The sequence below is a fragment of the Rhizobium sp. 2YAF20 genome (assembly GCF_052114685.1).
Classification (GTDB): domain Bacteria; phylum Pseudomonadota; class Alphaproteobacteria; order Rhizobiales; family Rhizobiaceae; genus Rhizobium.
In genome coordinates this window covers 70,455-83,336 of the sequence record NZ_JBFRFF010000009.1, presented here as the reverse complement: position 1 = coordinate 83,336, position 12,882 = coordinate 70,455, and the positions used below count along the sequence as shown (strand labels likewise).

At 61.4% G+C, this 12,882-nt stretch carries 10 protein-coding genes; 7 read left to right on the top strand and 3 right to left on the bottom strand.

Going from position 1 to position 12,882, the window contains the following annotated elements; genetic code table 11:
• Nucleotides 1–513 (bottom strand): hypothetical protein, encoded by a 513-nt coding sequence (locus AB4Z52_RS14055; protein ID WP_442218539.1) that lies wholly within the window; start codon nucleotides 511–513, stop codon nucleotides 1–3.
• Nucleotides 514–989: 476 nt separating this feature from the next.
• Between AB4Z52_RS14055 and AB4Z52_RS14050 the strand changes: the two genes are divergently transcribed.
• Together AB4Z52_RS14050 and tam are read left to right on the top strand one after the other, a co-directional pair.
• Nucleotides 990–2,549, top strand: a complete 1,560-nt coding sequence (locus AB4Z52_RS14050) for a TerC family protein (RefSeq protein ID WP_442218538.1) — start codon at nucleotides 990–992, stop codon at nucleotides 2,547–2,549.
• A gap of 15 nt (nucleotides 2,550–2,564) precedes the next feature.
• Nucleotides 2,565–3,335 (top strand): trans-aconitate 2-methyltransferase, encoded by a 771-nt coding sequence (tam, locus tag AB4Z52_RS14045; protein ID WP_442218537.1) that lies wholly within the window; start codon nucleotides 2,565–2,567, stop codon nucleotides 3,333–3,335.
• Nucleotides 3,336–3,618: 283 nt separating this feature from the next.
• Here tam and AB4Z52_RS14040 read toward each other — a convergent pair whose 3' ends face one another.
• Nucleotides 3,619–4,017 carry a hypothetical protein gene (locus tag AB4Z52_RS14040; RefSeq protein WP_442218536.1) on the bottom strand — a complete coding sequence of 133 codons (399 nt, stop codon included), beginning with the start codon at nucleotides 4,015–4,017 and terminating at the stop codon, nucleotides 3,619–3,621.
• A gap of 199 nt (nucleotides 4,018–4,216) precedes the next feature.
• On the opposite strand from AB4Z52_RS14040, the gene AB4Z52_RS14035 reads away from it, so the two are divergent.
• The 5 genes from AB4Z52_RS14035 to AB4Z52_RS14015 all read left to right on the top strand — a co-directional run bounded on the left by AB4Z52_RS14035 (nucleotide 4,217) and on the right by AB4Z52_RS14015 (nucleotide 10,670).
• Nucleotides 4,217–5,773: a helicase HerA-like C-terminal domain-containing protein gene (locus AB4Z52_RS14035; protein ID WP_442218535.1), complete on the top strand. Its 1,557-nt coding sequence runs from the start codon at nucleotides 4,217–4,219 to the stop codon at nucleotides 5,771–5,773.
• Nucleotides 5,774–6,128: 355 nt separating this feature from the next.
• Nucleotides 6,129–7,085 carry a lytic transglycosylase domain-containing protein gene (locus tag AB4Z52_RS14030; RefSeq protein ID WP_442218534.1) on the top strand — a complete coding sequence of 319 codons (957 nt, stop codon included), beginning with the start codon at nucleotides 6,129–6,131 and terminating at the stop codon, nucleotides 7,083–7,085.
• A gap of 109 nt (nucleotides 7,086–7,194) precedes the next feature.
• Nucleotides 7,195–7,497, top strand: a complete 303-nt coding sequence (locus AB4Z52_RS14025) for a UBP-type zinc finger domain-containing protein (protein ID WP_442218533.1) — start codon at nucleotides 7,195–7,197, stop codon at nucleotides 7,495–7,497.
• 14 nt (nucleotides 7,498–7,511) lie between these two features.
• Nucleotides 7,512–9,197, top strand: a complete 1,686-nt coding sequence (locus AB4Z52_RS14020) for an FAD-dependent oxidoreductase (protein WP_442218532.1) — start codon at nucleotides 7,512–7,514, stop codon at nucleotides 9,195–9,197.
• Between the two features lie 57 nt (nucleotides 9,198–9,254).
• Complete coding sequence (locus AB4Z52_RS14015) at nucleotides 9,255–10,670, top strand: adenylate/guanylate cyclase domain-containing protein (protein WP_442218531.1); 1,416 nt, start codon at nucleotides 9,255–9,257, stop codon at nucleotides 10,668–10,670.
• Nucleotides 10,671–10,966: 296 nt separating this feature from the next.
• Here AB4Z52_RS14015 and AB4Z52_RS14010 read toward each other — a convergent pair whose 3' ends face one another.
• Entirely contained in the window at nucleotides 10,967–12,826 is a 1,860-nt protein-coding gene (locus AB4Z52_RS14010) for an ABC transporter ATP-binding protein (RefSeq protein WP_442218530.1), read from the bottom strand.
• Between the last annotated feature and the right edge of the window lie 56 nt (nucleotides 12,827–12,882).

Genomic DNA, 12,882 nt, shown 5'->3' with positions numbered 1-12,882 from the left:
CTACCGGCTCTTTGCCCGTACGTAGGCTTTCAGTACGTCCTGCATGTGGGTGAGATGGCCTTTTCCCCGGCGCTTGGAAAAGTCGAAAAATTCGGCGTCGATCTTTAGGTGCACCGATTTTACGGCTTTCGGCTCGACCACAACGGCGGCGGCCCAGAAATCGTCGGGCAATTCCTCGGCCACAGGTGTCGTCGTCGGACGCAAGACCTTACCTTCCGCTGTCATCTTCTTGATGTCTTCGAGCGATGCTCGCTTGATATTGGTGATATTCAACCCGACCTCCCTCCCATGCCCGCAATAAGCCGTGTCACATCCTTTCTCTTTGTATGCACGACGATGAAGCATTCGTTTTTGATGACGCCCAGCGAAATCCATCGCTCTTGCCCATAATCCATTCTTTTGTCGGCTTTGGTCAAAACGGGGTTTTCGAATATTTGAGCGGCATGAAGGAATGTCTATGCCGTGTTTTTCCGTTACCTGTCTGCGCTTACTCGCATCCCATTCAAACTCCACATTACCTTCACCTCCTCAAAGAAGACCTCTAAAAACCAAAATGGATATCAATTCCGAAGTATGCCCGCTTTGCGTGTACGCTTATGCGTACACTCGTCAACAATGAGCGACACGCTCCACTGTTCATTCCTTTACGAACGAAGCTATCACGCCCGCTCCCCTGCAAGCTTTTCGCGTTTCCCTCTTGCGCAATCGCGTCTTCGTCTCCAAATTGCGCGCATGCCCGACAGTGACTCTTCCAGCGCCACAACTGCCCGCCGCGACCGGGATACTCCGGCCGATGACGGCGCGGATCATTGTAGACGGTCTGGAGCGACTGGCGCCGGACAGATACGTCTGCGCTATCTCGGACATGGAATTCCCGACATATCGCAGGCGCCGCACCTAGCCACGCTTCGCTGCAGCCGAGACCCATATTGCATTTTCAAACAGGGGAGCGGCCGGTCTGGGATGACTGCGGCCGCAGTCACTGAGCTATGATTTTCGACTGGATTTCCGACCCTTCCGTCTGGGTTGGACTAGCGACTTTGATCGTCCTCGAGATCGTGCTTGGTATCGACAATCTCGTGTTCATCGCAATCCTTGCAGACAAGCTGCCGCCGCACCAGCGCGACAAGGCACGGCTGATCGGGCTTGCGCTGGCGCTCTTCATCCGGCTGGCGCTGCTTGCATCTATCGCCTGGGTGGTGACGCTGACCAGCCCGTTGTTCACCCTGATGGATTCCGGCTTTTCCGGGCGTGACATCATCCTCATCATCGGCGGCGTCTTCCTACTCTTCAAGGGCACGATGGAGCTGCATGAGCGGCTGGAGGGTCACGATGACGAGAAGCAGAAGAAGCTGGTTCATGCCGTTTTCTGGCAGGTGATCGTGCAGATCGTCGTGCTCGACGCGATCTTCTCGCTTGACAGCGTCATCACGGCGGTCGGCATGGTGCAGCAGCTGCCGGTCATGATGATCGCAGTCGTCATCGCCGTCGGCTTCATGCTGCTTCTGTCCAGACCGCTGACCGCCTTCGTCGCCAAGCATCCGACGGTCGTCATTCTCTGCCTCGGCTTCCTGATGATGATCGGCTTCTCGCTCATCATAGAAGGCTTCGGCTTCCATATCCCCAAGGGCTATCTCTACGCCGCGATCGGCTTCTCCGTCGTCATCGAATCGCTGAACCAGCTTGCCCGCCACAATAAGGAGCGGCTGATCACCCCGAGCAACATCCGCGAGCGCACCGCCGATGCCGTGCTCGGCCTTCTCGGCGGCAGGCGTCCGCAGGGCACGCTCGGCCAGACGGCGGATCACATTGCCGAACATGCGACCGAGGAGGAGGTGTTCTCGACCGAGGAGAAGGACATGATCCAAGGTGTGCTGACGCTTGCTGATCGCTCGGCGCGCTCGATCATGACACCCCGCATCGATATTGACTGGCTCGACCTGGACAAACCGGGCGCCGAGTTGCAGCACCATATCCTAGAGGTCGGCCACTCCCGCTTTCCGGTCGCCCGCGGCAGTCTCGACAACTTCATCGGCGTCGCCAGCGCCCGCGACCTGATGCGCGACATCCTGAAGGAAGGCGCAATCAATCCAGAACGCTCGATCCGCCAGCCGCTGGTCGTCCATGAGAGCATCACGGCACTGAAGCTGATGGAGCAGCTCAGGCACTCGAACCAGGCAGTTGCCATCATTCTCGACGAATATGGCGAGATCGAAGGCATGGTGACGACAACGGATCTGCTCGAGGCGATCGCCGGCGAGTTTCCCGATGAGGACGATGAACGGCTGACGATCGAGAAGGCCAACGACGGATCGCTGACCGTAGACGGCTGGATCGACATTCGCCGCGCTTCGCGGCTCGTCAACGCCGATCTCGTCGACGATGCCGACCGCTACTCGACGCTTGCCGGCTTCATTCTCTGGCGGCTCGGCCATTTGCCCCAGGAGGGTGAGCAGCTTCAATCCGGCGACCTCTCCTTCGAAATCGTCCAGCTCGACGGACGCAATATCGACAAGGTGAAGATCAGGCGTATAGAAGAGGCGATCTAACAAAGGAGCCGCCCGATGGCATGGTCTGCCAGCCAGTATGTCAAGTTCGAAGACGAACGGACGCGCCCGGCGCGCGACCTTCTGGCACAAGTGCCACTCGAAAGCGCCCTTCATGCGATCGACCTCGGCTGCGGTCCCGGCAACTCGACCGAGCTGATTGTCGAACGCTTCGGCGCTCACGGCGTTTCCGGCCTGGACAGCGACATGGATATGCTGGAAGCGGCGCGCAAGAGGTTGCCGGCGACGCCTTTCGTCGAGGCCGACCTTTCCACCTGGCAGCCAAGCGAACCGGCCGATCTTCTCTTTGCCAATGCCGTCTTCCAATGGCTGCCCAACCACATCGAGATCCTCGCCGGGCTGATGGACGGACTTGCACCCGGCGGCGTCCTCGCTGTGCAGATGCCTGACAACGTCAACGAACCCAGCCACCTCCTGATGGAGGAAACCGCCCATGACGGCCCCTGGCGGGAAGCCTTTGCAAGACAGGGCGTGCGCCGCAAACCCCTGCCCGCACCGTCAGTCTATTACAACAGCCTGATCGCCAAATCCGCCCGCATCGACATCTGGCACACCGCCTATAATCATCCGCTGGAAAGTGCTGCGGCCATCGTCGAATGGGTCAAGGGCACCGGCCTGCGCCCCTATCTCGACCACGCCGGCCCGGAACACCGCGACGCTTTTGCCGCCGCCTACCTGGAGCGCCTCAAGAAGGCCTATCCCGAGATGTCGGACGGCCGGGTGCTGTTGCGGTTTCCGCGAATATTCATGGTGGCGGTGAAGGGGTAAGGAAAAGAAGGCCGCTTGCCGCCCGTCTCAAAACGAGTTCCACATTCCGCTACTAGGAGGCGCCGTCGTTCTCTTGCCCCTTCGCCTCGCGGTGGTTTGGCCCTCGACCTTTCCCTTGATGGGGGAGGTCGCAGCGTAGCTACGGGTGGGGGTGACCGTTGGATGTCACAAGGGATCACCTCACCCCGGCACTTTGTGCCGACCCTCCCCCATCAAAGGGAGGGTGAAACTTTCATCCTGCCACGCCGCCCTGCCCTGGTGGTGAGGGGCGTGACGCAGCCCATCAAATAAACTGGCTCAAGCCCGGGATCGAGCCGACGACCTCGTCGACGACCTGGTCGCCGGCGTGCTGGCGGGCGACGGCGATGGTTTCCTTGGCGATCGTGGTGATTTCGCCCATGCCGAGACCGCTGCTCATCAATTGCTGGCCGAGGGCCATGACACCGCCGCCGGCGCCGACCGCGCTCATCAGACTGCCAAGGATGCCGCCGCCGCTGGAGCTTTCAGCGCCGTTATACTGGGCCACCAGGTCGGAGGCGCCGGGAATGGACTGGATCATCTTTGCAACGGGGCCATCGGGCGCCTCTCGCTGCAGGAAGCCGAGGATCATGCCGACTGCCTTTTCGGCGACGTCAGGGGCGATGCCGGCCTTGGCCGCAATCTGGTCTACGATTTCGTTCATGTCATTCTCCGCTCTCTATCTGACGTTGGTGTCAACGTATTTGAGTTGCGTATGCAACTCAAGCTGCCGCCGGTCGTTTAAACTTGCTCCGAAGGTTGTCCGTCTGCAAGTCCCTGCCTATAACGAGTTCAGGACATTTGGATGAATGCCGACGGGGCAACCGTAACGATTGCAGCGCCGGTTCCATGGGAGACGAAAATTGACTGAGCAGGACGGACAGATTTTCCTTGGGGCGAGCCGCAAGCCGGACGACAGCATCAACAAGCCGGAATATCTGGCGCTCAAGTTCGGCAACCGCCACGGGCTGGTCACCGGCGCGACGGGGACCGGCAAGACGGTGACGCTGCAGGTTCTGGCAGAGGGTTTCTCCAAGGCCGGCGTGCCGGTCTTCTGCGCCGACATCAAGGGTGATCTCTCCGGCATCGCTGCCAAGGGCGAGCCGAAGGATTTCCTCGCCAAGCGGGCCGAGGAAGTGGGCCTTTCGCCCTATGAATTCGAGCAGTTCCCAGTCATCTTCTGGGATGTCTACGGCGAGAAGGGCCACCGCGTCCGCACGACCATCGCCGAGATGGGTCCGCTGCTTCTGTCGCGGCTGATGGACGCCTCGGAGGCTCAGGAAGGCGTCATCAACATCGCGTTCAAGATCGCCGATCAGGGCGGGTTGCCGCTGCTCGATCTCAAGGATTTTCAGGCGCTGCTGAACTACATGGGCGAGAACGCCTCGGAGCTTTCCAACCAGTTCGGGCTGATCTCCAAATCGTCGGTCGGGTCGATTCAGCGCGGCTTGCTTGTGTTGGAACAACAGGGTGCGGTCCACTTCTTCGGTGAGCCGGCGATGAAGATTTCCGACATCATGCGCACCAGCCAGAACGGCTACGGGCAGATCTCGGTACTTGCCGCCGACAAGCTGATGATGAACCCGCGGCTTTACGCAACATTCCTGCTCTGGCTGCTGTCAGAGCTTTTCGAGGACCTGCCCGAGATCGGCGACCCGGATCAGCCGAAGCTGGTATTCTTCTTCGACGAGGCACATCTGCTTTTCGACGACGCGCCGAAGGTGCTGATCCAGCGCGTCGAACAGGTTGTGCGATTGATCCGCTCCAAGGGCGTCGGCGTCTATTTCGTGACGCAGAACCCACTTGACGTGCCGGATACCGTGCTCGCCCAGCTCGGCAACCGGGTCCAGCATGCGCTGCGCGCCTATACGCCGCGCGAGCAGCAGGCCGTGAAGACGGCAGCCGATACATTCCGCCCGAACCCCGATTTCGATTGCGCCACCGTCATCAGTAACCTGGTCACCGGCGAAGCGCTGGTCTCGACACTCGAAGGCAAGGGGGCGCCGTCGATCGTCGAGCGCACGCTGATCCGCCCGCCGTCCGGCCGGGTCGGGCCGGTCACCGACGAGGAGCGGCAGAAGATCATCGCCAACAGCCCCGTTGCCGGCCTCTACGACGTGGATGTCGACCGCGAGTCGGCTTACGAAATGCTGGTCGCCCGCGCCCGTAAGGCGAGCGATCAGAACGAGGACAAGCAGCATCCGCCGGCCCAACCCGCCGACAACGACAATGCCAGCGGAGGATGGACCCTCCCCGGCTTCGGTTCGGACAAGGACAATGACCAGTCAAAGCCGAGCGGGCGCTCCGGCTATCAGCGCGAGACCATCGTCGAGGCGGCGCTGAAAAGCGTCGCGCGGACGGTTGCCAGCCAGGTGGGACGAGCCTTGGTGCGGGGGATATTGGGGAGCCTGAAGCGGTAGGAAGGGCGACGAAAAAGCCCTCGCCCAGTTTTCTCCGCCCGCTTATGAAGAGCGCCGGGGCCGAGACGTCGAGCCCTCATCTTGAGGTGCAATTCGAAGAATTGCCTCGAAAACGGGGGCGCTTGCTCCGATGTCCGCCGCCAACCGGCCCCGGGGCCAGCCCTTGCGGTTCGAGACGGCCCTGCAGGCCTTCTCACCAAAGAGGGCTTGAGTGTGCAGCTGCCAGTCCGCCGCCCATATGCAATTGCCCTCCCGCACGAAGGCCTCTTGTCGCCAACTCACGACCAGATTGCGTGCCTTGGCCGGCAACTGCTATATCGGCACGGCGGGCTCGATCGGGAGACGGCTGCGGGAGATGTTGACGATATCGGTTTTTCGGCGGCTTTGCCGACTTTCAACAGACGCGCCGGCGGCGGTCTTGCTGGCCTCCCTTGTCTTCGGATCTTCCGTCGCCCTTGCGCAACAGCCTGATGCCGCTCCCGCCTGTCTTTATTCGAGCGCGTCGGAATTTGTTCCGGGAGAGACGCTCTGCATCAAGGCGGATGATTTCAACCATGACCTTTGCGTCGCCATCGAACATTTCGCGCTCGCCAATCGGCTGCCGGCAGACTATCTGGCGCGTTTGATATGGCGGGAGAGCCGGTTTCGCGCCGATGCCATCAGCCCGAAAGGGGCACGCGGGATTGCGCAGTTCATGCCAGGCACAGCAGAGCTCAGGGGCCTTGCCAACAGTCTCGACGTGCTCGAAGCGCTCAGCGCCTCGGCGAAATATCTCGATGAATTGAGGGGCCGCTTCGGCAATCTCGGTCTCGCGGCAGCTGCCTATAATGCCGGCGAGCAGCGCCTTTCCGATTTCCTGACGTCCGGCGCGCTCCCCTATGAGACGCGAAGCTACGTGCTCGGGATCACCGGCCACACGGTGGAAGAATGGCAATCTCCGGAAAGTGATCTGCCGCTGCCGCTCCTCAGCCGAAACAAGCCGTTTGTCGACGCCTGCGTTTCGCTGGCAAGCAGTCGGCGGCTCGGCGCGCCGATCGAGCAGGCGGAAGGCGTCTGGGCGCCCTGGGGCGTTCAGCTGGCGGCGGCCCCACGCAACGATATCGCAAGGTCCTTATTTGCCGATGCCATCGCTCGGCTTCCAGCACCTCTCAAGAACGAACAGCCGCTCATCATTCGCCAGCGCGACCGCGACTTCGGCTTTCGCCCGCGCTATTCGGCAAGGATCGGGCGGCAGACGCGGGCAGAGGCAACCTCGACTTGCCTCACCATCCGCAAAGCCGGAGGCATATGCCTCGTGTTCAAGAGCCTTTGAGCGGAATGAAGCGCCGGCCTGATATTCGAACGTCACTAATTTAGCTTCCAGCCTTGTCGCTGCTGTGGCTTGGCCTATTCTGGTGATGCACTGGAGATGGAGGCTGATGATGTCGGGCTGTAGCCATGAGGGAACGATCCGGTCGGTGACGCCTCGCACCCTTGGTTGCGAGGAATGCCTGGCGACCGGCCAGAAATGGTTTCATCTTCGCGTCTGCCGTGAATGCGGGCATGTCGGCTGCTGCGATCAATCGCCCGGCCAGCACGCGACCGAGCATTTTTATGCAACGCAACATCCTGTTATCGAAGGCTACGATCCGCCGGAAGGATGGGGCTGGTGCTTTGTCGACGAGGTTTTCGTCGAGTTGCCCGATCAAACGGCGCAACGCGGCCCGATACCGCGCTACTACTGACTTCGGAGGACCCAATGGCAGATCTCGGCTCGCGTGACTACCAGATGTTTCCGGTTCTGACCGCTCATCAGGCGGAGACGGCAAAGCGATTTTCCAGTGGAGAGGCGCGCAGCTTCGAGGCTGGAGAAGCCGTGTTTGAGATCGGCGACAGGACCGCACCGGCATGGCTGGTGCTTGCGGGGTCGCTCGATGTGTTTCGCCATGAGGGGTTGTCGCACGAGGCCTATGTCACGACCCATCATTCCGGCCAGTTCACGGGCGAAGTCAATCAGCTTTCCGGCCGTCCTTCGCTCGTTCGCGGTAGGGCGGGTCCTGACGGCTGTACCCTCCTCCCCTTTGACGGCGCCCATATCCGGGCGTTGGTCATCGGTTCGGCCGATGTCGGCGAGATCATCATGCGGGCGTTCATCCTTCGCCGGGTTGCTTTGATCAATGCCGGCGGCGCAGGCTCCGTGCTGATTGGCGTGCCGGGCAGTCCGGCCTTGACCCGCCTGCAAGGGTTTCTCAGCCGCAGCGCCTATCCCCACATCATCCTTGACGGCTCATCGGACGAGGAAGGACACGCGTTGATCGAGCGGCTCGGCGTCCTGCCCGCCGAGCTGCCGCTGATGGTCTGCCCGAACGGAACGGTCCTTAGAAACCCCAGCGATATCGAGGCAGCGCTTTGCCTCGGCATGACGCCGGAGCTGAGGTCGGATGTGATCTATGACGTGGCGATCGTCGGGGCCGGGCCGGCCGGACTGGCCGCTGCCGTCTATGCCGCGTCGGAGGGTTTGAGCGTCATCGTCCTCGACGAGCGCTCGGTCGGCGGACAGGCGGGCGCATCGGCGCGGATCGAAAACTACCTTGGATTCCCGACCGGAATTTCCGGTCAGGCGCTGGCAGGACGCGCCTTCAACCAGGCCCTGAAATTCGGCGCCGAGATCGCCCTTCCGCTGCAAGTCCTTGATCTCGTGCCGGCTTCGCCGGGCTCGGAGCCACAGTTTCACACCCTGAAGCTTGCCAACGGTGGTGCCGTCGAGGCGTTGACCGTCATCGTCGCCTCCGGCGCGCGCTATCGGCGCCCTGACATCGCCAATATCGAGATGTTCGAGGGCGCGGGCGTCTCATACTGGGCGTCGTCGATCGAAGCAAAGCTCTGCGAAGGCGAGGAGATCGCGCTGATCGGCGGCGGCAATTCCGCCGGGCAGGCAGTGGTCTTCCTGGCGCCGCAGGTCAAGCGCTTGCGGCTGATCGTGCGGCGTGCGCTGGAGGAAACCATGTCGCGTTATCTCATCGAGCGGATTTCCGCCCTTCCGAATGTCGAGATCCATACCAGCTGCGAGGTGGTTGCACTCGAGGGCGACAGGATCGGCGGGCTCGCGGCGGCGGTCTTGCGCGACCGAACGACCGGCGAGGAGCGGCGTTTCCCGCTTCGCCACATGTTCCTGTTCATCGGCGCGGACCCCAACGCCGTGTGGATCGGCAAGCATGCCGACACCGATAGCAATGGTTTCGTGCTGACCGGGCAACCATTCCGGGGCGATGCCGCGGCCTGTACCCGCCCGGCGCTTCCGCTTGAGACAAGCGTGCCGAACCTGTTTGCAATCGGCGACGTGCGCGCGGCATCGACCAAGCGGGTGGCGGCGGCAGTCGGTGAAGGAGCGGCCGTCGTGGCGCAGATCCATGCCGCGCTGCAATTCATGGCGCAACGGCATTGAGTGCCGTAGCTCAATTGATCTGCTGGACGCGGGTCGAATTGAGTATAAAATGCAGTTATGGCTGAAGCTCAATCCCTATTTGGAGTGCTGCGCCAAACGGTGCAGCCGGATTTCGTCGATGCTCTCGAGCGGCTGGTCCACGAGGCGCCGGACCGCAAGCTTTGCCGTGTCAATGCGCTCGCCTTTGCCGCCGAGAACGGCGTCGACGAAGAACAGGCGATCAACGGCTTCCTGCATGCGTCCCGCCTCGGCCTGTTCGATATGTCTTGGAACGTCCTTTGCCCCGGCTGCGGCGGGGTACTCGACGCCAATACCTCGCTAAAGACGGTGCAGAGCGATGAATACACCTGCTCGCTTTGCGCAGCAGGCTATGAGCCGACGCTCGACGAGATGGTCGAGGTGACGTTCACGGTCGATCCGCGTTTGCGCCGCATCGCCGCCCACAATCCGCACGAACTCTCCCCAATGGAATATTTCCGTCAGATCTACTGGAGCTCGGGCGTCGACCTGCCGGAGTCGGAAGAGGACTATGGGGCGAAAGTCGACGAGTTCATCCTCGAGTCGCTCGAACTTCCGGCTGGAGAGAAGGCCGTCATGTCGCTGCAGCTGCCGGAGGCGTTCGTCATCGTCTTCGAGCCGGTGACACATTCGGCGCAATTCCTTGAGGTGAAGGGCGAGCCGACGAAGGAGCGCCAAAGCCTTTCGCTCGTCTATGACCGGACGCATCGCCATGCCGAGACGCTGACCCTGCGCCCGGGTCCGCTGCGCATCCAGATGGAAAACCATGCCGACGTTCGCACCTTGCCGTCGGTCTGCATTGCCAACGATGCGCTTCACGAGCTGCTTGGGCGCCGCCGCTCATTCCTGACCGCCAAGCGAGTCCTCTCCAACCAGACATTCCGCGATATCTATCGCACGGACGCGATCGACGTCGACCAGCGGCTGAAAATCACCAGCCTCACCTTCCTGTTCACGGACCTGCGCGGCTCGACCGAGCTCTACGACAGGGTCGGCGACCTTGCGGCGTTCGACCTGGTCAAGACGCATTTCAGCATTCTCAACGACATTGTCAGCGCCGAGGCCGGTGCCGTCGTCAAGACGATCGGCGATGCCGTCATGGCCACTTTCCCGACGCCCGACCGGGCATTGATTGCGGCGATGCGGATGCGTGATGCGATGCGCACGCTCAACCAAGAACGCGGCAACGAGGACCTGCTCCTGAAAATCGGCATCCATGAGGGCCCCTGCATCGCCGTCAGCCTCAACGAGCGGCAGGACTATTTCGGGCAGACCGTGAACATTGCTTCGCGCGTCCAGCATCTGGCGACCTCGCGCGAAATCTTCGCCACCGGCTCCGTGCTCGATGATCCCCGCGCCTCCGCATTCCTGACGGAACGCGGGCTGAAGCCGATATCCCATAACGTCACCCTTCGCGGCATGACGGACGAAATGAGCATATTCACGATCCCTTGAGTGGGTCGGCGCGGCATCGAACACCCCCCTTATGGCAGGGGAATCGCATATGAAGAGCAGCCGGGACCGGCGCTGAGACGGCGAGCCCTTATCCTGGGGTGCAATTCGAAGAATTGCCTCAAAGGACGAGGGCGATTGCGCCGATGTGTTTGGTTTCGTGCAGGCAAGCGGCCTCGGGGCCACCCCTCGTGGTTCGAGACGGCCCTTCGGACCTCCTCATCATGAGGGCTGGAGCGTGCAACCGCCAATCCGTCTCCTATATGCGATTCCCCTGCCTTGATGGGGGAGGAAGAAAGTCAGATGCTGGCTTGCACCTTATGGAGAGCGGCATATAGCCCGTCGGCTGCGATGAGCTCGTCGTGACCTCCCTCTTCGCCGATCCCCTCCTCCGTCAGCACGACGATACGGTCGGCATTGCGCACCGTCGAGAGGCGATGTGCGATGACGATCGTGGTTCGACCCCTGGCGAGCTTGCCGAGGGCCTGCTGCACGGCCCGCTCGCTCTCGTTGTCGAGCGCGCTTGTCGCCTCGTCGAAGATCAGTATCTGGGGGTTCTTGAGGAATGCCCGGGCGATGGTCAGCCGCTGTTTCTGCCCGCCGGACAGCTTCACTCCGCGCTGCCCGATATCGGTCTGATAGCCGTTGGGCAGGCACGAGATGAAATCATGGGCATTGGCAGCCTGTGCCGCTGCGACGATCTCCTCGTCCGACGCATCCGGCCGTCCGTAGCGAAGATTGTCGGCGACGGTGCCCGCGAACAGATAGACGTCCTGCTGCACGACGCCGACACTGCGGCGCAGCGAGGCCAGCGTGACGTCTCGCGTGGCCTTGCCGTCGATCAGGATTGCGCCTGACGTCGTGTCGTAAAAGCGCGGAACGAGGGCGCAGAGGGTGCTCTTGCCGACGCCAGAAGGGCCGACCAGCGCGACGAACTCCCCCGGCTCGATGTCGAGCGACAGATTGTTCAGAACATGCGGCCCGTCGTCTTCATAGCGAAAGCAGACGTCGCGAAAACTTATCGCGCCTGCCACATGGCCGAGATCGACGGCATCAGAGCTATCCTCTATATCCGCGGCAATGGCCAGCAACTCCATGGTGCGCGTGAAGCCAGTATAGCCGTCCTGCCAAAGCCTGACGAAATTGGCAAGGCGCTGAACAGGATCGACCAGCACCCCGACGCAGAGGAGAAAGGTCAGCAGATCGGCGATGCCGAGTTTGGCGCTGAGAACCCGAAGGGCACCGACGACAATCACCGTCACGGTCACCAATTGGGCAAAGGTGGTCATTCCCACCGAAAAATAGGCCTCGCCGCGGTAGCCGTCCTTCCGGCTCTCGACAAACCGAACATTCTCTTCGCCAAAGCGCACGGCTTCCAGTTCTTCATTTGCAAAGGACTGGACAACCCTTATGCCGGCCAATGAGTCTTCGACCCTTTCGTTGACGCTGGCGATCTGTTCCTTGGCTCTTTGGGAGGCAAGCTTGATGCGGCGGCTGAAATACAGCGCGTAGACCACAGCAAATGGCGTGAGCCCGGCGATGAAGACTGTCAGCAGCGGATCGATGAAGGCAAGGACGAGCATGGCGCCACCGAATTTCAGCAACGCTATGACAAGGTCCTCCGGGCCATGGTGGAAGAGTTCGCCGAGCCAAAGGCTGTCGTTGGTGATCCTGCTCATCAATTGCCCAGTCCGATGACGATCGTAGAAACTGAACGACAGTTTCTGGCAGTGCTCGAACAACTCCCTGCGGACAGTGGCCTCGATCCTGGTGCCCATGACGTGTCCCTGGTAATCGACGAAGAAGATGGCCAACGCCTGCACGGCCAGCATGCCAAGCATCAGGGCGCCCATGATGTAGATTTTCCAGATGACCTGCGACATGTCGGCGACGTCGAGAAGGCTCCGGGTTGCGTAGTTGGCACAAAGCGGCAGCGCCAGCGCGGTCACTGCCACGAGCACGGCGCAGGCAATATCGGCCGCGAGCAGGGGCAGATGCGGTCGATAGTAAGACAGGAATTTCCGCGCGGTGACGAATGACTGACGCCCGCGACGGTCTGGTCGCGACGCTTGAGCAGCTGGATTTTGCGGCGGTTTCTCTAGATGATGGCTACGGCGCGCATCTGCATGCGTCCTTGCCCAGGGAAATTGGAAGTTCATAAAGCTTCATGTCCTGTTGATAAACGGCTCCTTTCTGACTGGACACAAAGTTTCTC

Bases quoted from the DNA above. Each gene is read 5' to 3' on its own strand.
- tam (WP_442218537.1), top strand. From the start codon at position 2,565: ATGGCATGGTCTGCCAGCCAGTATGTCAAGTTCGAAGACGAACGGACG.
- AB4Z52_RS14030 (WP_442218534.1), top strand. From the start codon at position 6,129: ATGTTGACGATATCGGTTTTTCGGCGGCTTTGCCGACTTTCAACAGAC.
- AB4Z52_RS14020 (WP_442218532.1), top strand. From the start codon at position 7,512: ATGGCAGATCTCGGCTCGCGTGACTACCAGATGTTTCCGGTTCTGACC.
- AB4Z52_RS14025 (WP_442218533.1), top strand. From the start codon at position 7,195: ATGTCGGGCTGTAGCCATGAGGGAACGATCCGGTCGGTGACGCCTCGC.
- AB4Z52_RS14050 (WP_442218538.1), top strand. From the start codon at position 990: ATGATTTTCGACTGGATTTCCGACCCTTCCGTCTGGGTTGGACTAGCG.
- AB4Z52_RS14010 (WP_442218530.1), bottom strand. From the start codon at position 12,826: ATGAACTTCCAATTTCCCTGGGCAAGGACGCATGCAGATGCGCGCCGT.
- AB4Z52_RS14040 (WP_442218536.1), bottom strand. From the start codon at position 4,017: ATGAACGAAATCGTAGACCAGATTGCGGCCAAGGCCGGCATCGCCCCT.
- AB4Z52_RS14015 (WP_442218531.1), top strand. From the start codon at position 9,255: ATGGCTGAAGCTCAATCCCTATTTGGAGTGCTGCGCCAAACGGTGCAG.